This window comes from Streptomyces sp. NPDC060366 (assembly GCF_042725135.1).
Lineage (GTDB): Bacteria > Actinomycetota > Actinomycetes > Streptomycetales > Streptomycetaceae > Streptomyces.
Window position 1 is genome coordinate 639,501 of sequence record NZ_JBHXDC010000003.1, and the last position, 19,762, is coordinate 659,262.

General features: G+C 70.2%; 19 protein-coding genes. 12 read left to right on the top strand and 7 right to left on the bottom strand.

Annotated features, from left to right (window positions below; genetic code table 11):
* Positions 1-6 precede the first annotated feature (6 nt).
* Complete coding sequence (locus ACFWHU_RS11795; protein WP_385801019.1) at positions 7-669, top strand: response regulator transcription factor; 663 nt, start codon at positions 7-9, stop codon at positions 667-669.
* Positions 666-2,264 carry a sensor histidine kinase gene (locus tag ACFWHU_RS11800; RefSeq protein WP_387224721.1) on the top strand — a complete coding sequence of 533 codons (1,599 nt, stop codon included), beginning with the start codon at positions 666-668 and terminating at the stop codon, positions 2,262-2,264. Before ACFWHU_RS11795 ends, ACFWHU_RS11800 begins: the two co-directional genes overlap by 4 nt.
* On the opposite strand, the gene ACFWHU_RS11805 is transcribed toward ACFWHU_RS11800, so the two are convergent.
* The 4 genes from ACFWHU_RS11805 to ACFWHU_RS11820 form a co-directional block, all read right to left on the bottom strand.
* Positions 2,214-2,690: a MarR family winged helix-turn-helix transcriptional regulator gene (locus ACFWHU_RS11805; protein WP_385801014.1), complete on the bottom strand. Its 477-nt coding sequence runs from the start codon at positions 2,688-2,690 to the stop codon at positions 2,214-2,216. The two genes, ACFWHU_RS11800 and ACFWHU_RS11805, sit on opposite strands and share 51 nt — an antisense overlap.
* A gap of 105 nt (positions 2,691-2,795) precedes the next feature.
* Complete coding sequence (locus ACFWHU_RS11810) at positions 2,796-3,572, bottom strand: AIM24 family protein (RefSeq protein ID WP_385801013.1); 777 nt, start codon at positions 3,570-3,572, stop codon at positions 2,796-2,798.
* Positions 3,569-4,219: an AIM24 family protein gene (locus tag ACFWHU_RS11815; RefSeq protein ID WP_385801010.1), complete on the bottom strand. Its 651-nt coding sequence runs from the start codon at positions 4,217-4,219 to the stop codon at positions 3,569-3,571. The genes ACFWHU_RS11810 and ACFWHU_RS11815 overlap by 4 nt, the downstream gene beginning before the upstream one ends.
* The gene (locus tag ACFWHU_RS11820; protein WP_387224722.1) at positions 4,219-4,857 is read right to left on the bottom strand and encodes an AIM24 family protein; all 639 of its coding nucleotides are present in this window, start codon (positions 4,855-4,857) and stop codon (positions 4,219-4,221) included. Before ACFWHU_RS11820 ends, ACFWHU_RS11815 begins: the two co-directional genes overlap by 1 nt.
* Before the next feature lie 195 nt (positions 4,858-5,052).
* Here ACFWHU_RS11820 and ACFWHU_RS11825 point away from each other — a divergent pair, with 195 nt between their 5' ends.
* The 4 genes from ACFWHU_RS11825 (at position 5,053) to ACFWHU_RS11840 (ending at position 9,611) form a co-directional block, all read left to right on the top strand.
* A complete protein-coding gene (locus tag ACFWHU_RS11825; RefSeq protein WP_385801006.1) occupies positions 5,053-5,397 on the top strand; it encodes a DUF3817 domain-containing protein in 345 nt (114 codons plus the stop codon).
* Positions 5,394-5,687, top strand: a complete 294-nt coding sequence (locus ACFWHU_RS11830; protein WP_382567084.1) for an MTH1187 family thiamine-binding protein — start codon at positions 5,394-5,396, stop codon at positions 5,685-5,687. The genes ACFWHU_RS11825 and ACFWHU_RS11830 overlap by 4 nt, the downstream gene beginning before the upstream one ends.
* A 192-nt stretch (positions 5,688-5,879) precedes the next feature.
* Complete coding sequence (locus ACFWHU_RS11835) at positions 5,880-7,643, top strand: glycosyltransferase family 2 protein (RefSeq protein ID WP_387224723.1); 1,764 nt, start codon at positions 5,880-5,882, stop codon at positions 7,641-7,643.
* Positions 7,644-7,646: 3 nt separating this feature from the next.
* Complete coding sequence (locus ACFWHU_RS11840; protein WP_385801002.1) at positions 7,647-9,611, top strand: galactose oxidase-like domain-containing protein; 1,965 nt, start codon at positions 7,647-7,649, stop codon at positions 9,609-9,611.
* 31 nt (positions 9,612-9,642) lie between these two features.
* Here the strand turns inward: ACFWHU_RS11840 and ACFWHU_RS11845 are convergent, their stop codons facing one another.
* Both ACFWHU_RS11845 and ACFWHU_RS11850 read right to left on the bottom strand, forming a co-directional pair.
* Positions 9,643-10,680, bottom strand: coding sequence for a glycoside hydrolase family 6 protein (locus ACFWHU_RS11845; RefSeq protein ID WP_387224725.1), 1,038 nt, complete (start codon positions 10,678-10,680; stop codon positions 9,643-9,645).
* Between the two features lie 70 nt (positions 10,681-10,750).
* Entirely contained in the window at positions 10,751-11,731 is a 981-nt protein-coding gene (locus ACFWHU_RS11850; protein WP_387224726.1) for a DUF5937 family protein, read from the bottom strand.
* 83 nt (positions 11,732-11,814) lie between these two features.
* Here ACFWHU_RS11850 and ACFWHU_RS11855 point away from each other — a divergent pair, with 83 nt between their 5' ends.
* The 4 genes from ACFWHU_RS11855 to ACFWHU_RS11870 all read left to right on the top strand — a co-directional run bounded on the left by ACFWHU_RS11855 (position 11,815) and on the right by ACFWHU_RS11870 (position 16,146).
* A complete protein-coding gene (locus ACFWHU_RS11855; RefSeq protein ID WP_387224727.1) occupies positions 11,815-13,341 on the top strand; it encodes an MFS transporter in 1,527 nt (508 codons plus the stop codon).
* Positions 13,342-13,380: 39 nt separating this feature from the next.
* The gene (locus tag ACFWHU_RS11860) at positions 13,381-13,890 is read left to right on the top strand and encodes a MarR family winged helix-turn-helix transcriptional regulator (RefSeq protein WP_385800994.1); all 510 of its coding nucleotides are present in this window, start codon (positions 13,381-13,383) and stop codon (positions 13,888-13,890) included.
* Positions 13,891-13,985: 95 nt separating this feature from the next.
* The gene (locus ACFWHU_RS11865) at positions 13,986-14,312 is read left to right on the top strand and encodes a DUF3817 domain-containing protein (protein WP_147873798.1); all 327 of its coding nucleotides are present in this window, start codon (positions 13,986-13,988) and stop codon (positions 14,310-14,312) included.
* 115 nt (positions 14,313-14,427) lie between these two features.
* Positions 14,428-16,146 carry a methylmalonyl-CoA mutase gene (locus ACFWHU_RS11870; RefSeq protein WP_385800991.1) on the top strand — a complete coding sequence of 573 codons (1,719 nt, stop codon included), beginning with the start codon at positions 14,428-14,430 and terminating at the stop codon, positions 16,144-16,146.
* Positions 16,147-16,439: 293 nt separating this feature from the next.
* On the opposite strand, the gene ACFWHU_RS11875 is transcribed toward ACFWHU_RS11870, so the two are convergent.
* Positions 16,440-17,069 (bottom strand): TetR/AcrR family transcriptional regulator, encoded by a 630-nt coding sequence (locus tag ACFWHU_RS11875; protein ID WP_385800990.1) that lies wholly within the window; start codon positions 17,067-17,069, stop codon positions 16,440-16,442.
* Positions 17,070-17,444: 375 nt separating this feature from the next.
* Here ACFWHU_RS11875 and ACFWHU_RS11880 point away from each other — a divergent pair, with 375 nt between their 5' ends.
* Together ACFWHU_RS11880 and ACFWHU_RS11885 are read left to right on the top strand one after the other, a co-directional pair.
* Positions 17,445-18,422: a tetratricopeptide repeat protein gene (locus ACFWHU_RS11880; RefSeq protein WP_385800988.1), complete on the top strand. Its 978-nt coding sequence runs from the start codon at positions 17,445-17,447 to the stop codon at positions 18,420-18,422.
* A 608-nt stretch (positions 18,423-19,030) separates the two neighbouring features.
* On the top strand, positions 19,031-19,660 hold the full coding sequence (locus ACFWHU_RS11885; RefSeq protein WP_381794020.1) for a DUF6230 family protein: 630 nt from the start codon (positions 19,031-19,033) through the stop codon (positions 19,658-19,660).
* The last annotated feature ends 102 nt before the right edge of the window (positions 19,661-19,762 follow it).

Consider the following 19,762-nt stretch of genomic DNA (forward strand, 5'->3'; position numbering starts at 1 on the left):
GTCCGCATGCGCCTGTTGATTGTTGAGGACGAGAAGCGGCTCGCGGTGTCGCTCGCCAAGGGCCTGCGGGCCGAGGGCTTCGCCGTGGACGTCGTGCACGACGGCCTCGAAGGGCTCCATCTGGCCGGTGAGGGCACGTACGACCTGATCGTGCTCGACATCATGCTGCCCGGCATGAACGGCTACCGCGTCTGCGCCGCCCTGCGCGCCGCCGGCAACGACGTACCGATCCTGATGCTGACGGCCAAGGACGGCGAGTACGACGAGGCCGAGGGCCTGGACACCGGCGCCGACGACTATCTGACCAAGCCGTTCTCGTACGTCGTGCTCGTCGCCCGGGTCAAGGCGCTGCTGCGCCGCCGCGGTTCCGCCGGGGCCTCGCCCGTCCTGCGCGTCGGCACCCTCAGCGTCGACACCGCGACCCGCCGCGTCCACCGCGGGGACACCGAGATCACCCTCACCGCCAAGGAGTTCGCGGTGCTGGAACAGCTCGCGGTCCGGGCCGGACAGATCGTCGGCAAGCCCGAGATCCTGGAGCACGTCTGGGACTTCGCGTACGACGGCGACCCCAACATCATCGAGGTCTACATCAGCGCGCTGCGCCGCAAGCTCGGCGCCACGACGATCCAGACGGTGCGCGGCGCCGGGTACCGGCTGGTCGCCGTATGAGACGCCCCTTCTCCTCCGTACGGTCCCGGGCCGCGCTCGCCGCGACCCTCGTCGTGGCCGTGGCCCTGGTGGCCGCCGCGTTCGCCCTGCTGTTCGCGCTGCGCTCGAACCTGACCGACCAGGCCGAGGGCCAGGCCGACCAGTGGTCGAACGAGGTCGCCCAGCAGATCGCGAATCACACGCTCATCGGCGAGCTGGAGCTGCCGGACAGCGAGGACCACCCGACCCAGGTGACCGACGCGGCGGGTCGGCTGCTGACCGCGAGCGAGGACATGGAGAGCATCACCGGTACCGGGGTGGCCGCCGTGCGGCCCGCGTCGCCCCCGCCCACGACGGCGCCGACCCCCACTCCCACCCCGTCGCCCACGCCGACCGGTGACGACGATGACGACAACGACGACGACAGCGGTGGTGACGACGACGGCGGGGACGACAGCGACGACGACAGCCGGCCCCCGGGCGCCCCGGCGGACGGAAAGGTCTCCCGGCCCGTCGGGCACAGCGACGGAAGCGTGACCGTCGACGGCACGACCGTGGACTACCGCTTCTCGGAGCGCCGGGTCACCGGGATGGCCGGCGGCCCCTATCTGGTCCATGTCGGCGCCTCGCTCGGCCCGCAGCAGAGCGCCGTGGCCGCCGCGCAGATCGCGATGGTCATCGGGCTGCCCGCCCTGCTCGTCGTCGTCGGCGGTGTGACCTGGCTGGTGACACGGCGCGCGCTGAAGCCCGTGGAGGGCATCAGGCGCGAGATGGCCGCCATCACCGCCTCCGAGGACCTGAGCAGGCGGGTGCCCGAGCCGGGCACCCACGACGAGGTCGCGAAGCTGGCCCGTACGACCAACGAGACGCTCACCGCGCTCGAAGCCTCCGTCGAGCGCCAGCGCCGTTTCGTCGCCGACGCCTCCCACGAGCTGCGCAGTCCGATCGCCTCGCTCCGCACCCAGCTCGAAGTGGGCGCGGCCCACCCGGAGTTGCTGGACGTGCCGGGCGCGGTGGCCGACACCGTACGGCTCCAGCAGCTCGCCGCCGACCTGCTGCTGCTGGCCCGTCTCGACGCGGGGGAGCAGGCCGGGCGTACGCGGCTGGATCTGGCCGCGCTGGTGCGCGAGGAGGTCTCGCAGCGGTCGGCCGACCGGATCCCGGTGGTCCCGGAGGTCCGGGACAGCGCCGAAGTGACCGGCTCACGCGGCCAGTTGGCGCGGGTGCTGGGCAATCTGCTGGACAACGCGCAGCGCCACGCGGCGGGCGAGATCCGGGCGACGGTGCGCCGGGAGGGTGGTTCGGTGGTGCTCGCGGTCTCCGACGACGGGGCGGGGGTGCCGGAGGCGGAGCGGGAGCGGATCTTCGAGCGGTTCGTACGCCTCGACGACGCCCGCAGCAGGGACGACGGCGGCGCCGGGCTGGGCCTCGCGATCGCCCGCGACGTGGCACACCGTCACGGCGGCACGCTGGAGGTCGGCCGAGCCGAGGCGGGCGGCGCCCTGTTCGAGCTGCGCCTGCCCGCCGCGGGCCGGGATCCGGAGCAACCGGTCCCGGCCGGTGCCTCAGCTCTTGGCGCGGCGCCCGCGCAGATGCTCGGCGACCGGCGTGAGTGACTTGCTCAGCGCGGCGAGAGCCTCGGGCGGCAGGAGGTCGATGAAGTGCTTCCGTACGGAGGCGACGTGGTGCGGAGCGACCTTCTGCATCGTCTCCATGCCCTGATCGGTGAGGACGGCGAAGAGGCCGCGGCGGTCCGACTCGCAGTTCTCCCGGCGGACCAGGCCCGCGGTCTCCAGCCGGGTGATCTGGTGCGAGAGACGGCTCTTGGACTGAAGCGTGGCGGCGGCGAGGTCGCTCATCCGCAGACGCCTCTCGTCGGCCTCGGAGAGGTTGACCAGGATCTCGTAGTCGTTGTTCGTCAGCCCGAACGGCTGGAGGTCCTTCTCCAACTGGTGCATCAGCAGTCTGCTGACGTCCAGATGGGTGCGCCAGGTGCACTGCTCCGCGTCACTCAGCCAGCGGGTGGCCGTCTCGGTCTCCATATATGAATTCTACCTAAGATGTTGAAATTTGGACGAAGTCCGCGAGTGTGACGCCGGGCACAGGAAAGGCGCACACGTTCGAGGTTACGTTCCGCAGACTACCGTTCACAGCCCGAAGCGTCGCTGGAGGTCGCCCAGCTGTCCGGGCATCCGGGGCGTGCCGCCCGGCTGTCCGGCCGGCGGGGCCCCGCCGCCCGGTACGCCCGGTTCGTTCGGCACCACACCGCGAGCCGTCTCGGCCAACAGTGCCTCGCTCGACTGGAGAAGCACCGTCCCCGCCCCCACGAACTCGAACTGGTGCTCCTCGCCCGACGATCCGCCGAGCCCGCTCATCGCCCGCAGCCCGCCCATCACCCCGGTCATATAGGCGTGGTCGTAGTGGTGGCACGGCGACGGGCAGTCCGCCCAGCCCACCAGGGCCTGCGGATCCACCCGCAGCGGCGGCTCCATGAAGACCACCGGACCGTTCGACGCGGCCACGAACTTCCCCGTGCCGATCAGGGTCAGGAAGCCCGGCACGATCGACTGCTTGAGCGCCAGCGACGGCTCGTACGCCAGCAGATTCCCGGAGCGGACCGTCAGATTGCCGTTCTCCAGGTCGAAGGAGTTGACGTCGAACGCGCGGTCGGCGAGCAGCATCTTGCCGCTGCCCTCCGCCACCACCCAGTCGCTCGCGTGCAGCGGCGAGTGGAAGCTGGTGCGCACCAGCCGGTCGAGCCGGCCGTGGCCGATGCCGTTGAAGTCGATCCGCCCGTAGTAGGCGATCATCTTGCCCTTCTGGAGGAACCACTGGCTCCCCTTGAGCTCCACGCAGAAGGTGTATGCGTTGACGTTGTCGTCGCTCGGCAGCGTCGTCGGGTCGTGGATCACGGGCGCGCTCACAGCTTCTCCTCCGACGCCTGGACGTACACCGCACCGTTGCCGCTCAGCTCCAGCTGGAACGCCTCGCCCGAGCCCCGGCCCACCATGTCGCGCCAGCCGACCGCGGTGGAGAGTTTGTTGCGGACGTCGCCGTGGTGGGCGACGTACGCCTGCGGGTCGACATGGACCGTACGGCCCTGGCCGATCGGCAGCTCGATGATCCCGCCGTGCGCCATGACGGCGACCGAGCCATGACCCTTGAGCGTCGTGGTGAACAGGCCCTGGCCCGTCACCTGGCCGCGCACCATCCCCATCACGCCGCCCTGCGCGCCCATGAACATCGTCCCCTGCTCCAGCGACCCGTCGAACGCGAGCAGCCGGTCCGCCTCCACGTACAGGGTGTCGCCGGAAAGGCCGATCACCTGGATGTGGTGCCCGCCGTGACCGAACATCACGGTGCCGCTGCCCTCGACCGTCATCAGCGGGGTCGCCTCACCCGCCACGCGCCGGCCGATCATCGACATCAGACCGCCCTGGCCGCCCGCCGTGTTCGGCGTGAACGTGACGTCGCCCCGGTAGGCGAGCATCGCGCCGCGCTGGCTGAACATCTTCTGGCCGGGTGCCACCGTCGCCTCGACCATCTTCGAGTTGATCTCCCGGAACGGCATCAGACATCGCCCCCGACGGTGTTGCGCTCGCTCGGCTGCACGTACACCAGACCGTCGCCCTCGAACCGCATCTGGAAGGCCTCGCCACCGCCCTCGCCCATGATCGTCCGGAAGTTCACACCGGACTGGAGGTTCTGCTGGAGGTTGCCCTGGTGGGCGACGTACGCGCCGGGGTCGACGGAGAGCGGGTACTGGGGTGTCACCCGGAGCACCACGGCCACGCCGTCGGACATGATCGCCGCCTGGCCCGTGCCCTCGACGGTCGTCGTGAACAGACCGTTGCCGCTCGCGCCGCCGCGCAGACCGGTGAAGCTGGTGCCGGTGCGCAGACAGCCGTCCGTGCACAGCAGGTTGCTCGATTCCACGTACAGCTTGTCGCCGTGCAGCGAGACGAGACTGATCTCGCTCGCGCGGTCAGCGAAGAAGCAGGTGCCCTCGCCCTTCACCTCCATCATGACCATCTGTTCGCCGGTCAGACGCCGGGTCACCATCCCCCGTATGCCCTCACCGCCGCCGGACAACTTCTTGAACGCCATCCGGCCGTCGTAGGCGACCATCGAGCCGTTCTTCGCCCGTACCGAGTCGCCCGCCATGTCGACGGCGAGCACCTTGCTGCCTTGGAGTCGCAACTGAGCCACAGGTCGAAGGTATCCGGACCCGGATAAAAAGCGGGCAAAGCCTGGTGCCACAATGAGACGTCGCTTGTGCACGCGTTCACAAGATGATCACGCGCGTGCGGCACTCGCGCGCGGCCACGTGCGCGGCGGCAGCGACGAGCCGACGATCACGACGATCACGACGCTTCTCCCCCCGACGACGAAGGTGCCTGCCTCGTGGACATCAAGACCGCCTCATCCCTCCACCGTCTCCGCCTGGTATCGGCGCCGGAGGCCGTGTCCTTCCTGCTGCTGCTCGTCTGCTCCGTGCTCAAGCGCACGACGGACTTCAACGCCGTCCCGGTGATGGGTGCGATCCACGGGCTGCTCTTCGTCCTGTACGTGATCTTCTGGCTGGACGCCTGGAAGCGCACCAAGTGGTCGCTCGGCACCGCCGCCCTCTACTTCGTGCTGTCGGTCCTGCCGGCCGGCGGCTTCTTCGCCGAGCGCAAGCTCAAGCGTGAGGCCGAGGACGAGGTCATCGCCTCGCGCGCCCGCCGCGAGGGCACGGTCAGCGCATGATCGTCGCTTTCTCCATCACGCCGCTCGGTGTGGGCGAGGACGTGGGGGAGTACGTCGCCGACGCCGTCCGGGTCGTACGCGAGTCCGGGCTGCCGAACCACACCGACGCCATGTTCACCTCCGTCGAGGGCGAGTGGGACGAGGTGATGGACGTGGTCAAGCGGGCGGTCGCCGCCGTCGAGGCGCGCGCCCCGCGCGTCTCGCTCGTCCTGAAGGCCGATGTACGGCCGGGCGTCACCGACGGCCTCCATTCCAAGGTCGAGACGCTGGAGCGGCACCTCGCCGGCTGACGGCGGCGCGACATCTACCCGATCGCCGGACGGGCCGCACGCGGCCTGTCCGGCGATCGGGCTCTGTACAGGGCCTTAACCGCCCGCGATCCGGCGCCCCTTACCGCCACTCGCACGGACGACCCCAGTCGACACGCCGAGGTATATCCACTTTTCTGAGGATATCGACCTCGCTCAATCGCTGGAGGTACCGTGCGGCCGGAGGGCTACGACTACGAAACCCACAGCCGTCTCGCGGGCCCCCTGACGGAGCCGGACCGGACCACCGCCTACCAGGTGCGATACAGGAGTCTGCTGGCCCAGGAGCCCCACCGGGTGCGAGCCGTCGCGCTCATGGTCATGGCCCCCCTCCTCTCCGGCGTGCTGATGGTCTATCTGATCTGGCCGACCCACTGGACCGAACGCGAGGGCGCCGCCCGCTGGCTGGTCGTCCTCGACACCGTGATGCTCGTGTCGATCGGGCTCATCGCCTTCTTCATGCTCGTCAACGTCGCCTCCATCGCACACGCGACGCTGGTCGCCCGCGACCCCGTCCCGGTCGTCGCGGAGCTCGGTACCCGCGTCGCCTTCGTCACCACGTACGTCCCCGGCAAGGAACCGCTCTCCATGCTGCGGGCCACCCTCGAAGGAGCCGTACGGCTGCGCCACTGCGGCCCCCTCGACATCTGGCTGCTGGACGAGGGCGACGACCCGCCCGCCCGGCGGCTCTGCCGGGAGCTGGGGGTGCGGCACTTCAGCCGCCTCGGCGTGCCCGAGTGGAACCGTAAGAAGGGCGTCCACAAGGCCAGGACCAAGCACGGCAACTACAACGCCTGGCTCGCGATGCACGGCGACGACTACGACTTCTTCGCCTCTGTCGACACCGACCACGTGCCGCTGCCCAACTTCCTGGAGAGGATGCTGGGCTTCTTCCGCGACGCGGACGTCGCCTTCGTCGTCGGACCGCAGGTGTACGGCAACTACGACTCGGCGGTCACCAAGGCGGCCGAGTCGCAGCAGTTCCTCTTCCACGCGCTGATCCAGCGGGCCGGCAACCACTACCACGCGCCCATGTTCGTCGGCACCAACAACGCCGTACGGATCAGCGCCCTCAAGCAGGTCGGCGGCCTCTACGACTCCATCACCGAGGACATGGCCACCGGCTTCGAACTGCACCGCGGGAGGAACCCGCAGACCGGGCGGTACTGGCGGTCCGTCTACACCCCGGACGTCCTCGCCGTCGGCGAGGGCCCCGAGTCCTGGACCGACTTCTTCACCCAGCAGCTCCGCTGGTCGCGGGGCACGTACGAGACCATCCTCAGGCAGTACGGCAAGGCGGTGTTCCGGGTGCCGCCCGGCCGGCTCCTCAGCTACACGCTGATGCTCGTCTACTACCCGATGACCGCGATCAACTGGCTCCTGGGCATCCTCAGCTGCGTGCTGTTTCTCTGGCTCGGCGCCTCCGGCACCCAGGTGTCGTCCTCGCTCTGGCTGATGCTCTACAGCGACGCCGCCGCCTGCCAGATCGGCCTGTACCTCTGGAACCGGCGCCACAACGTCTCGCCCCACGAGCCCGAGGGGTCCGGCGGACTCGCCGGCATGGTCATGTCGGCGCTCTGCGCGCCGATCTACCTCAAGTCGCTTGGCTCGGCGGTGCTGCGCACCAGTGGCCGGTTCGTGGTCACCCCCAAGGGCGGCCAGACCAGCGCCGACCGTCTCATGACCTTCCGGCTGCATCTGTTCTGGGCACTCGTGCTGGCGTCTTCGCTCGCGGCGTCCGTGTACTTCGGCCACACGCACGCCGCGATGCGCACCTGGGCCGTACTGGCGCTGGTCATCTCGCTCGCCCCGGTCGCCGTCTGGGCCGTGACCACCCTGCGCGGTCGCCGCGACGCCGCGCGGATCCCGCTCCGACCCGTCGAGGACGGACCGGAGCAGACCGAGCCGGCGCTCGCCACGACGACAGGAGGGAACTGAGTCATGGCCTACCGGCCCTCGCGCAAGTTCAAGAAGACGCTGCTCGGCGGTGGCGCCGTGCTGGTGCTGATGTCGCTGAACGCGCCGGCCGCCATCTCCTTCGCGGAGGAGAAATACCACGCGTACAAGATCGCGCAGCCCGGCTACAAGGCGCGGTACGGCTCCTGGGAGGTGCTGGACGTGCCCGAGGAGTACCGCACCAACGCGATCCACGCCGCGCTGCTGCACACCGGCAAGGTGCTGCTCATCGCCGGATCCGGCAACAGCCAGGAGAAGTTCGACGCGGGCACCTTCGACACCGTCCTGTGGGACCCGGCGGACAACTCGTACCGGAAGATCCCCACCCCCGAGGACTTCTTCTGCTCGGGCCACTCCCAACTGCCCGACGGGCGGCTGCTGGTGGCCGGCGGCACCGCGCGCTACGAGGTCCTCGACGGGGAGGTCAACCGCGCGGGCGGCGGGATGCGCGTCAAGAACGAGAACCCGGACAAGGCGCGGACCTTCAAGAAGGGCACCCGCTTCCGCTCGCCGTCCGGTGTCGAGTACGTGAGCAAGTTCGACGTCACGGTGCCCAAGGCGAAGCGGGACTTCAAGATCTCGTACGCCGAGAGCGGCCGGATGCTGCCGTGGAAGACCAAGGTCACGGCGGGCGAGGCGCGCGTCTTCGTGGAGGCCGTGGAGAAGGGTCCGCGGGCGCTGACGACCGAGGCCGCGCAGTACGAGATCGTCGGCCTCAAGGGCAAGGACGCGAAGAACCACTACGGCCTGGCGCAGAAGCTGACCACGGAGAAGCAGGACTTCCAGGGGATCAAGGCGGCGTACGAGTTCGATCCCGTCACGGAGAGGTACATCCGGGTCGACCCGATGAAGGACGCCCGCTGGTACCCGACGCTGGTCACCCTGGAGGACGGCCGGGTGCTCGCCGTCTCGGGCCTGGACGACGTCGGCGCCGTACTCACCGGGGACAACGAGATCTACGACCCCAAGTCCAAGAAGTGGTCCAAGGGCCCGACGCGCTACTTCCCGACGTATCCCGCGCTCTTCCTCACCAAGGGCGGCAAGGTGTTCTACTCGGGCTCGAACGCGGGTTACGGGCCCGCCACGGCCGGCCGCCAGCCGGGCCTGTGGGACCTGGACAAGAACATCTTCACGAAGGTCGACGGGCTCAGCCGGCTCGACCTGACGGAGACCTCGGCCTCGCTGGTGCTGCCTCCCGCGCAGGACCAGAGGGTGATGGTCATGGGCGGCGGCGGGGTCGGTGAGTCGTCCAGGTCCACGCCCCGTACGGCGATCGTGGACCTGAAGGAGGACAGCCCGGCGTTCCGGGCCGGGCCGGACCTGCCGCAGGGCACGCGCTATCTCAGCAGCGTGATCATGCCGGACGACACGGTCTTCACGAGCGGCGGTTCCTCCGACTACCGGGGGCGCAACGCCAGCGACATCCTCAAGGCGCAGTTCTACGACCCGAGGACGAACACCTTCAAGAAGGCGGCCGACCCGACGGTCGGCCGCAACTACCACTCCGAGGCGCTGCTGCTGCCCGACGGGCGGGTGGCGACCTTCGGCTCCGACCCGCTCTTCGACGACGCCGACAACACGAAACTCGGCACGTTCGAGCAGCGCGTGGAGATCTACACGCCGCCCTCCTTGGAAGGCGAACGCGAGAAGCGGCGGCCGGTGCTGGGGGAGGGGCCGACGGAACTCGACCAGAACGGGCGCGCGACCTTCCGTACGGACGACTCGCAGCGGATCGAGACGGCGCGGCTGATGCGGCCGAGCGCGGTCACGCACAGCACGGACGTGGAGCAGCGCTCGATCGACCTCGCCCTGACCAAGCGCGGCGGCTCGGTGACGGTGGACGTCCCGTCGGACCCGACGCTGGTGCCGCCCGGCTGGTACATGCTGTTCGTCACGGACACGGCGGGGGTGTCGTCGGAGGCGAAGTGGATCCAGGTGAAGGGCGGGTAGCCCGGGGGCCGGGTTCGCCTCCGTACGGACGCTACGTGCCGGCGCGGCGGGCGAGTCCGAGCGCGTAGTCCGGCCACCAGGTACCGGCGGCCGGTCCGCCCCGGCAGGGGCCGTCCGAGTCGCCGGGCCGTTTGATCCACAGGTAGGCGTCGACCAGCGCGTCGCCGGTCTCGGCGGTCGGCGGCGTACCGAGCGACCTGCCCGGCGGATTGCACCAGGCCTCGTCGCCCGCGTCCTTGAGGGGGCCTTCGCCGTTGCGGCTGGTGTCGACGGTGAAGTGGGCGCCGTCGAGGAGCCCGGAGAGCTGAGTGCCGAAGGTCTTGACGGCGTCGTCCGTCTCGAAGTTGGAGACGTTGAGCGAGAAGCCGTCCGCCTTGGCGACACCGGCCGTGCGCAGCGGCTCCGCGAGCTTCTCCGGGTCCTTGATCCAGTTCGGGTTGCCCGCGTCCAGATAGACCTTGGTGCCCGGCTGCTCCTTCAGGCGCTCGATCGCCTCCGAGAGGAGCTGGTTGCGCTCGGCGTGGTGCTCGGCGGGCGTGCAGCCGTCAACCAGATGGGAGACGGCGTCCGGCTCCAGGATCACCAGGGCGCGCGCGTCGCCGATCGCTTCGGCGAAGGAGTCGATCCAGTCGAGGTAGGCGCGGCCGTCGCGGGCACCGCCGGCCGAGTAGAGGCCGCAGTCGCGGTGCGGGATGTTGTACGCGACGAGCACCACCGTGCGCTTTCCCGCCGCGCCCTTGACGGCCCTGCGGATCCCCGGGGCGGGGTCGTCGCCGGAGGGCCAGTCGGCGACGGGGCGCTCCGAGATCCGCTTGAGGAGCTTCGCGTCCTCGGTACGGCCCTCGGCCTGCCACTCCTCGACCTGGCGGGCGGCGTCGCTCTGCGGGTCGACCCAGAAGGGCGAGCCTCCACTGGGGGCGGCCTCGCCGCGTACGGCCGCAGTGCCGGTCCTGCCGGGCGCGGGGGCGTCGGAGCCGGACGAGCAGGCGGCGAGGGCCGGTGCGAGTGCGAGCACCGCGGCGGAGGCCGAGGCGGCGGCGGAGAGGCGGCACGGTGTGCGGCTGGACATCCAGCCCCCTTGAACGACCGGAGAAGCACAGGACTGGGCAATCGTGACATAACGGTCACAATCCGTGCTGTTACGACACCGCCAGTGCGATCCCGAGCGGTGTCCGCTCGTACAGCACCTGGTGCGAATGGCGCCGCGACGTCAGCAGGCCCGCGTCGCGCAGCACCGACAGATGCGCGGACACGGAGGAGGGTGCGAGGCCCAGCCGGTGCGCCAGCGCGGTGGTCCCGGCGGGTTCGTCGAGCGCGCACAGGACGTCGGCCCGGACCCGGCCGAGCAGCCGGGCGAGGGCGTCCGGCGTACGGTCGGCGGCCTCCGTCCACAGCCCGCCGATGCCGCGCGCCGGATAGATCACGGCGGGCTGCCACGGTGGCTCGTGCCCGCCGATGATCTCGGGCCAGGTGAAGACGCTCGGTACGAGGACGAGCCCGCGTCCGCCGAGCACCCGGTCGTGGTCGCCGCGCGTGCCGAGGACGGTGAGGGTGGAGTCGGCCCAGACGAGCCGGGGGCTCAACTCGCCCAGCAGCCGCCCGAATCCGACCTCGGCGAGCCGCCGCGAGTGATAGGCGATGTCGGCTTCGAGCAGGGCGCGCAGACGGGGCCAGTCGGGCTCGATCAACCGCTGCCAGACCTGCTCCAGCAGATCGGCGAGCTCCCGCACCGCCCGCGCGGGATCGTCCAGCATCTCGCGCCCGAGACCGCTCTCGGCGGCGCCGGGCGTCTCGGCGAGCGCGAGGGTCAGGTCCCGGCGGGCGGAGTCGAGGGGCGTCGACCGCACCAGCGCGATCTCCTCGGCGAAGCTGACGACGGGGCTCTCGGGCGGCGGGCAGAAGAAGTCGGGGTTGTGCCCGATCTGCGGCATCAGCAGCCACAGCCGCCGCAGATCGATACCCGCCGCGGCGCCCCTGATCCGCCGCAGCCACGGCAGGTGATACCCGTGCCGCTCGGGCCGCGAGAGGGTGCGTACGGCCTCCTGCGTCTCCCAGAGCGGCGACAGGGCGAACCGGCAGCGCAGCAGATCGCGCTCCCCGAAGTGCAACTGGAACGCCATGATGGGTCCTCGCTCGGTACGGAAAGATTCGGCTGGACCCGAAAGTCTAGAACCCGGGCCCGACCCGGACGAGGCTGCGTCCCATGCCGACCGAACCAGCCCACCCGCCGCCCCCCACGCCCGACGGTCCGGAGCCCCCGCGCGCCCCGGACGTGGCGGGCGCGGTGTCCTCAATCGCCGGACGGGCTGAACTACCGCGCCCAGCCGCGAGGCCGACGGTTGTCACCGGGGCCGGCGCTCCCACGCCCGACGGTCCGGAGGCCCCGGCCGCGCCGGACGTGGCGGGTGGCGTGTCCTCGATCGCCGGGTGGGCTGAATCGGCCCGCCCGGCCGGCGAGGTGGCGGACGGCGGGCGCGCTGAAACCGCCCGCTCGGACGCGCGTGGCTATCGCGATGTGTTCCGGGTGCGTGAGTTCCGCTTTGTGTTCGCGGCGCATCTGTTGTCCCTCCTAGGGGTCGTCGTCACCGAGATCTCCCTCACCGTCCTCGTCTACGACCTCACCGGATCACCCCTCCTCAGTGCCCTCACCTTCGCGCTCGGGTTGCTGCCCTACGTCTTCGGCGGGACGCTCCTCGCCGGCGTCGCCGACCGGTTTCCGGCGCGGCGGGTGCTCGTCGTGTGCGATCTCGTCTGCGCGGGGTGCGTCGCCGTGATGGTGGTGCCCGGAACGCCCGTCGCGGGCCTCCTCGCGCTGCGGTGCGCAGTCGCCGCCGTCGCGCCCGTGTTCACCGGCACCCGCATGGCGGCCCTCACCGACATCCTGGGGGAGGGAGACCTCTACGTCCTCGGGCGCTCCCTCCTGCGGATCGTGTCGCAGAGCGCGCTCCTCGTCGGGTTCGCCGTCGGCGGCCTCCTCCTGGCCGTCGTACCCCCGCGCGGGGCGATCGCGATCACCGTCGTCACCTTCCTCTGCTCGGCCACGCTGCTGCGCTTCGGCACGAAGGACAGGCCGGCCCGCCTTCTCAAGAAGGACGGCGGCGCGAGTCTCCTGCGGGACTCCCTCGACGGCGCCCGGCTGGTCTTCGCCGACCGGCGGATCCGCGCGCTGACGCTGCTCTTCTGGGTGCCCGCGATGTTCGTCGTGGCGTCGGAGGCGCTGATGGCGCCGTACGCCGACCAGATCGGCGTCGGCCCCGCCGCACTCGGACTGATGATGTGCGCGATGCCCGTCGGGCACATCACGGCCGAACTCGTCGCGGGCTCCGCGCTCAGCCCCCGCTCACGCTCGCGGATCGTGCTCCCGTCCGCCGCCGTGGGGCTGCTGCCCCTGCTCCTCTACGCCGTCACGCCCGGTATCGCCCTTGCCGTGATCGCCCTCGCCCTGTCCGGCGTCGGCGCCGTCTACGTCATCGGCCTCGACCAGTGGTTCGTGGACGCGGTCCCGGACGAACTCCGGGGCCGGGCCATGACGTTGATGACCGCCGGGCTGATGACGGTGCAGGGCGTCGGCATGGCGCTGGCCGGTCTCGCCGCCGAGTTCCTGCCCGTGCACCAGGTCGTCGCCGGGGCCGGCGTGATCGGAACCGTCTGTTCCGTCCTTCTCGTGTACGAGGTCCGCCGGACCGACCCCCGGAACGGCGCCGGACCGATCCCCGTAATCCGGGAGTAGGGGCAGACCGCGATATGACCACTCGGTAAGGTCGCTGACGTGTCCAAGCCGCTCAGCCTTGCCTTCGATCCCATCGCCCGAGCCGACGAGCTCTGGCAGCAGCGCTGGGGCCCCGTGCCGTCGATGGGCGCCATCACGTCGATCATGCGGGCCCACCAGATCCTGCTCGCCGAGGTCGACGCGGTGGTCAGACCGTACGGACTGACCTTCGCGCGGTACGAGGCGCTGGTGCTGCTCACCTTCTCCAAGGCCGGTGAGCTGACCATGTCCAAGATCGGCGAGCGGCTGATGGTCCACCCGACGTCCGTCACGAACACGGTGGACCGGCTGGTCAAATCCGGTCTGGTCGACAAGCGACCCAACCCCAACGACGGCCGCGGCACGCTCGCCTCGATCACCGACAGGGGCCGCGAGGTGGTGGAGGCCGCGACCCGCGACCTGATGGAGATGGAGTTCGGCCTCGGGGCGTACGACGCGGAGGAGTGCGCCGAGATCTTCGCGATACTGCGCCCGCTGCGTGTCTCGGCCAAGGACTTCGAGGAGCACTGAGCCCCACGCCGGTGCGGCCCCGGAGGATACCCGCGGGCCGCCCCCGCGGAGCCCCGGCGTCCGGGGGGATTTTTCGGGGCGTTACGCTCGTGGCCATGAAACAGAGCATCCTGACCCGCTACCGGGTCATGGCGTACATCACCGCCGTCTGGCTGCTGGTCTTCACCGTCGCCATCGTGCTGAAGTACGGCTTCGACACCGGCGACACCATGGTGATCTCCCAGATCCACGGTCTGCTCTTCATCGTCTACGTCGTCTTCGCCTTCGACCTGGGCTCCAAGGCGAAGTGGTCCTTCGGCAAGCTCCTGTGGGTGCTGGCCGCCGGCTGCATCCCGGTCGCCTCGTTCTTCGTCGAACCGAAGATCACCCGAGAGGTCCAGCCGCTGATCGTCCGGGACGAGACCGCCCCCGTCGAGGCCTGAGCCCGGCTCCGAGCCCGTCGGGGAGCCGCCCGGCCCCGGTCCCGCCCACCGCCGTGAGGAAACTCGCGGCGGTTTACGTTCGACTTTTACTAGGACGTCCTAGTAAATTCGAGGTATGGACGCTCACGCGCAGGCCGAGACCGCAGCGATCGAGGAAGGCCGCCAGCGCTGGCAGGCCCGTTACGACAAGGCCCGCAAGCGGGACGCGGACTTCTCCACGCTCTCGGGCGACCCCGTCGAGCCGGTCTACGGGCCGCGCCCCGGTGACACGTACGAGGGATTCGAGCGGATCGGCTGGCCGGGTGAGTACCCCTTCACCCGTGGACTGCACGCGACCGGATACCGGGGCCGTACGTGGACGATCCGCCAGTTCGCCGGCTTCGGCAACGCGCGCCAGACCAACGAGCGCTACAAGACCATCCTCGCCAACGGCGGCGGCGGTCTCTCCGTCGCCTTCGACATGCCGACCCTGATGGGACGCGACTCGGACGACCCGCGCTCCCTCGGCGAGGTCGGCCACTGCGGCGTCGCGATCGACTCCGCCGCCGACATGGAGATCCTCTTCGGCGATCTCCCGCTCGGGGACGTCACGACGTCCATGACCATCAGCGGCCCCGCCGTCCCGGTCTTCTGCATGTATCTGGTCGCCGCCGAGCGCCAGGGCATCGACCCCGCCGTACTGAACGGCACGCTCCAGACCGACATCTTCAAGGAGTACATCGCGCAGAAGGAGTGGCTCTTCCAGCCCGAGCCCCATCTGCGCCTGATCGGCGACCTGATGGAGCACTGCGCGGCGTCCATCCCCGCGTACAAGCCCCTCTCCGTCTCCGGCTACCACATCCGTGAGGCCGGGGCCACGGCCGCGCAGGAGCTGGCGTACACCCTCGCCGACGGCTTCGGCTACGTGGAGCTGGGCCTCTCGCGCGGCATGGACGTCGACGTCTTCGCCCCCGGTCTGTCCTTCTTCTTCGACGCGCACCTCGACTTCTTCGAGGAGATCGCCAAGTTCCGTGCCGCGCGCCGGATCTGGGCGCGCTGGATGAAGGAGATGTACGGCGCGAAGACGGACAAGGCGCAGTGGCTGCGCTTCCACACCCAGACGGCGGGCGTCTCGCTCACCGCGCAGCAGCCGTACAACAACGTCGTACGGACCGCGGTCGAGGCCCTGTCGGCGGTCCTCGGCGGCACGAACTCGCTGCACACCAACGCCCTCGACGAGACCCTGGCGCTCCCCAGCGAGCAGGCCGCCGAGATCGCGCTCCGCACCCAGCAGGTGCTCATGGAGGAGACCGGCGTCGCCAACGTCGCCGACCCGCTGGGCGGTTCCTGGTACGTGGAGCAGCTCACCGACCGCATCGAGGCCGACGCGGAGAAGATCTTCGAGCAGATCAAGGAGCGCGGCCTGCGCGCGCACCCCGACGGGCAGCACCCCATCGGCCCGATCACGTCCGGCATTCTGCGCGGCATCGAGGACGGCTGGTTCACCGGCGAGATCGCCGAGTCCGCCTTCCAGTACCAGCGCGCGCTGGAGAAGGGCGACAAGCGGGTCGTCGGCGTCAACGTCCACCACGGCTCGGTCACCGGCGACCTGGAGATCCTGCGGGTCAGCCACGAGGTCGAACGCGACCAGGTGGCGGAGCTCGCTGAGCGCAAGTCGGCCCGTGACGACGCCGCCGTCCGTACGGCGCTGGACGCGATGCTGGCCTCCGCGCGCGACGGGTCGAACATGATCGGACCGATGCTGGAGGCCGTCCGCGCGGAGGCGACGCTGGGCGAGATCTGCGGCGTGCTGCGGGACGAGTGGGGCACGTACACGGAGCCGCCCGGCTTCTGACGGCCGGGCAGGGACCGCTCCGGGGACGGGGGACCCGCTCAGCGGTCGGCGCGCGCGCTCTTGCGTGGCAGGGCGCGATGCCGTCGCGCCCCCGCTCGTTCGCCTTGCCCAGCCGCTCCCTGGCGTCCGGCCGGCCGGCCTCTCCCGCCTCCGTGAGGAGATACGTGCCCGAATCCTCGGCCGGCCTGCCGCGGGCGATCAGATCGCCGTACACGGCCTCGAAGTCGCTGTCCCGGTCGGTCAGCCGGCACCGGGACCACGGACGGCGTTCACGCTCCCGTTCAAGCCCGCTCTCAGGGCCCCTGGATCGCGCCCAGTCCCGCCACCAGCAGCAGCGTGAAACCGCGGGCCCACTCCTCGTCCACCCGCTCCGCGCTCACCAGCGTCCGGTGCACCACGGCGCCCGCGATCACGTCGAAGATCAGGTCGGCGTTGCGGGCCGCCGCCTCGGGGTCGCTCTCGTACGGCAACTCGCCCCGCGCCTGCGCCCGTTCGCGGCCCTTGAGCACCAGGCCCTTCTGCCGGTCGACGATCGCCGTACGGATCCGGTCGCGCAGCGCGTCGTCCCGCGTCGACTCGGCGACCACCGCCATCAGCGCCGTCTTGGTCTCCGGCCGGTCCAGCAGGGCGGCGAACTGGAGTACGACGCCCTCGATGTCGGCGCTGAGGCTGCCCCGGTCGTGGATCTCGATCTCGTCGAAGAGGACGGCGACCGCGTCGACCACCAACTCGTTCTTGCTCGCCCAGCGCCGGTAGAGCGTCGTCTTGGCGACCCCCGCGCGTGCGGCGACGTCGCCCATCGACAGCTTGGACCAGCCCAGTTCCACCAGCGCGGCCCGGGTCGCCAGCAGGATCGCCGCGTCGGCCGCGGCGCTGCGGGGACGTCCGGAACGGTTGGGACTGCGGTGGCTGCGGCTCAGCATGCCCGCGACCATACCCGTCGGTAAGGAATCCGTTGTGAGTCAGTTCACCGGATGAATCTCACACGGACGAGGGAGCTTGTCGGTTACGCTACGACCCGTAGCGAAAGACCGTTTCTACTTGAGCGGTTCTTGAGCGGCGACCACTGGCACGGGGTGGGGACCCCGTGCCGAAACCCGGTCCCCCACGGGGGATTTGCCCCGAACGTGTTCAGGCTCGCGCGGGGCGCGAAGGCCGTGTCCGACCGTGCGCTCCGCATCCCGCGGGGCCCCGCGACGGGCGCGGTCGTGTGTGGGCGGTTCGTTCTCGCCGGGGCGGACGGCGCGAGATGTCCGATTGCTTTTCACATGCGCGCGCGGAGAGGGGAGGATGTACTCATGCAGCCTAGGAACATGTCCATGAGCGGCGTCGTCGATCTCGCCGCGGTGAAGGCGGCCGGTGAGGCCAAGGCCAAGGCCGAGCAGGCCCGCGCCGAGGCGGCCCGTCGGGGCGACACCGGTGCCGTACCCCCCTCCAGTCTTGTGATCGACGTCGACGAGGCGGGCTTCGAGCGCGACGTCCTCCAGCGCTCCGCCGAGGTCCCGGTCGTCATCGACTTCTGGGCCGAGTGGTGCGAGCCGTGCAAGCAGCTCAGTCCCGTACTGGAGCGGCTGGCCCGTGAGTACAACGGCCGGTTCGTTCTCGCCAAGGTCGACGTCGACGCCAACCAGATGCTGATGCAGCAGTTTCAGATCCAGGGCATCCCCGCGGTCTTCGCCGTGGTGGCGGGCCAGGCGCTGCCCCTCTTCCAGGGCGCGGCCCCCGAGGCCCAGATCCGCGAGACGCTGGACCAGTTGATCCAGGTCGGCGAGCAGCGCTTCGGCCTCACCGGCATCACTGTCGACGCCGAGGCAGGCGCGGAGCCCGACGCGGAGGCCGAACCGGAGGAGCGGGTGGGGCCGTACGACGCGCTGCTCGAAGCCGCCGTCCGCGCGCTGGACGCCGACGACTTCGGCGGCGCCGCGCAGGCGTACCGCAACGTGCTCGCCGACGACCCCGGCAACACCGAGGCGAAGCTCGGTCTCGCCCAGGCCGAACTGCTCTCCCGTGTGAAGGGGATGGACCCGCAGCAGGTGCGCAAGGAGGCGGCGGAGCGGGCGGACGACGTCCCCGCGCAGATCGCCGCCGCGGACCTCGATCTGGTCGGCGGTCATGTGGAGGACGCCTTCGGCCGGTTGGTCGAGGCGGTTCGGCGCACCGCGGGTGAGGACAGGGACGCGGCGCGGCTGCGACTGCTCGAACTCTTCGAGGTGATCGGCTCGGACGACCCGCGGGTGACCGCGGCCCGACAGGCACTTGCCAGGGTCCTTTTCTGAGGTTGGCCCGCCTCCGTCACGCGCTGCGAGGCGGCGCATAACGATTTGCCGACTCGACGACACCGACGACCCCGCTTTACCAAAACTTGGTAAAGCGGGGTCGCTGTTACTCCGAGTAAATCAACCGCCTTGGTCTGTCCGGTTATTGGTGGTATTCGCGAGTTTCGTCGAGGCGATTTGAGGCACCCTGTGTGCCCGCTCGGCGTCGCCCCGTGGCTCCCGCGTGAATCACTCATTACTTGCCAGTAACGAACCCCCTTGTGTCCCGAGCGTGAATACACCACGATCGTCCACGCTCGGTCCGACAGCGCACCGGTACGGCGACCCAGTCGTGCCCGGCGCAATAGGGTCCCCACCGGGCGGGCCGGCGGAGCGGTGGCGCCGACCCGGGGACAGGGGGGTTCCCGCCGACCGGCGGGGCCTGTCCGGCGGCCACGCGACGCGCGTGGCCCAGTGGTTGTCGCTCGGGGGTGATCGTCGATGATTCTGACGCGGCTCGTTCCGCTGATACTTAACGGCGCTCTCCTTCCCGAGGACGTAGCACTTCTCCCATCCCAGGACGGGCCGACGCCCGATCCGGAGATGTACGTCCGAGAAGGAGGAAAGTGATGGAGTCCCAAGCACGTGGCGGGACCAGATGGAAGCGGTTCGCCGTCGTCATGGTGCCGAGCGTGGCCGCGACGGCCGCGATAGGTGTCGCTCTCGCACAGGGCGCGCTCGCCGCGTCGTTCAGTGTGTCGGGGCAGAGTTTCAAGGTCTCGGCCGACCAGTTGGTGGGCCAGGACTTCGTTCAGTACGGAAGCCTCGCCGACGGCACCGATCTCAAGGGCAACAAGACCGTCCACCCGGTCGCCGTTTCCGGTTTCAGCTCGGCCACGATCAGCAACATGTGCCAGTCGGTGGTCACTCCGGACGTTCCGGTCTTCGGCAGCATCAGCCTTGAGCTGCGGGCCGGCCAGGACAGCGCGAAGCCGGTCAAGGCGACCAACCTGTATCTGGACGTCGCCAAGCTCGAAGCCGACGCCAAGTTCAAGAACATCGACATCGGTGTGGCGGCCGGCGACACGAGGATCCAGCCGGGGACCGAGAAGAAGGTCAACCCCTTCGGCTTCGCACAGCGCGCCGAAGAGGCGACGCTGACCGATGTGAAGCAGACGGCGTGGGCGACCACGGCCGGCACCTTCGAGCTCAGCGGTCTGAGCCTGAAGCTGCACAAGGGCACCAAGGAGTGCTACTAGACCCCCATCGGGTCCTGAGCACTTCGCCCCCTGGGGCGGGCGCGCCCCGCACGACGCGGTCGCGTCCGCCCGACTCCCCCAATCTCTCACAGCAACACTGGT

Coding starts and splice junctions, on each gene's coding strand:
- ACFWHU_RS11795 (WP_385801019.1), top strand. CDS start 7: ATGCGCCTGTTGATTGTTGAGGACGAGAAGCGGCTCGCGGTGTCGCTC.
- ACFWHU_RS11800 (WP_387224721.1), top strand. CDS start 666: ATGAGACGCCCCTTCTCCTCCGTACGGTCCCGGGCCGCGCTCGCCGCG.
- ACFWHU_RS11805 (WP_385801014.1), bottom strand. CDS start 2,690: ATGGAGACCGAGACGGCCACCCGCTGGCTGAGTGACGCGGAGCAGTGC.
- ACFWHU_RS11815 (WP_385801010.1), bottom strand. CDS start 4,219: ATGCCGTTCCGGGAGATCAACTCGAAGATGGTCGAGGCGACGGTGGCA.
- ACFWHU_RS11830 (WP_382567084.1), top strand. CDS start 5,394: ATGATCGTCGCTTTCTCCATCACGCCGCTCGGTGTGGGCGAGGACGTG.
- ACFWHU_RS11840 (WP_385801002.1), top strand. CDS start 7,647: ATGGCCTACCGGCCCTCGCGCAAGTTCAAGAAGACGCTGCTCGGCGGT.
- ACFWHU_RS11845 (WP_387224725.1), bottom strand. CDS start 10,680: ATGTCCAGCCGCACACCGTGCCGCCTCTCCGCCGCCGCCTCGGCCTCC.
- ACFWHU_RS11850 (WP_387224726.1), bottom strand. CDS start 11,731: ATGGCGTTCCAGTTGCACTTCGGGGAGCGCGATCTGCTGCGCTGCCGG.
- ACFWHU_RS11855 (WP_387224727.1), top strand. CDS start 11,815: ATGCCGACCGAACCAGCCCACCCGCCGCCCCCCACGCCCGACGGTCCG.
- ACFWHU_RS11865 (WP_147873798.1), top strand. CDS start 13,986: ATGAAACAGAGCATCCTGACCCGCTACCGGGTCATGGCGTACATCACC.
- ACFWHU_RS11870 (WP_385800991.1), top strand. CDS start 14,428: ATGGACGCTCACGCGCAGGCCGAGACCGCAGCGATCGAGGAAGGCCGC.
- ACFWHU_RS11875 (WP_385800990.1), bottom strand. CDS start 17,069: ATGCTGAGCCGCAGCCACCGCAGTCCCAACCGTTCCGGACGTCCCCGC.
- ACFWHU_RS11880 (WP_385800988.1), top strand. CDS start 17,445: ATGCAGCCTAGGAACATGTCCATGAGCGGCGTCGTCGATCTCGCCGCG.
- ACFWHU_RS11885 (WP_381794020.1), top strand. CDS start 19,031: ATGGAGTCCCAAGCACGTGGCGGGACCAGATGGAAGCGGTTCGCCGTC.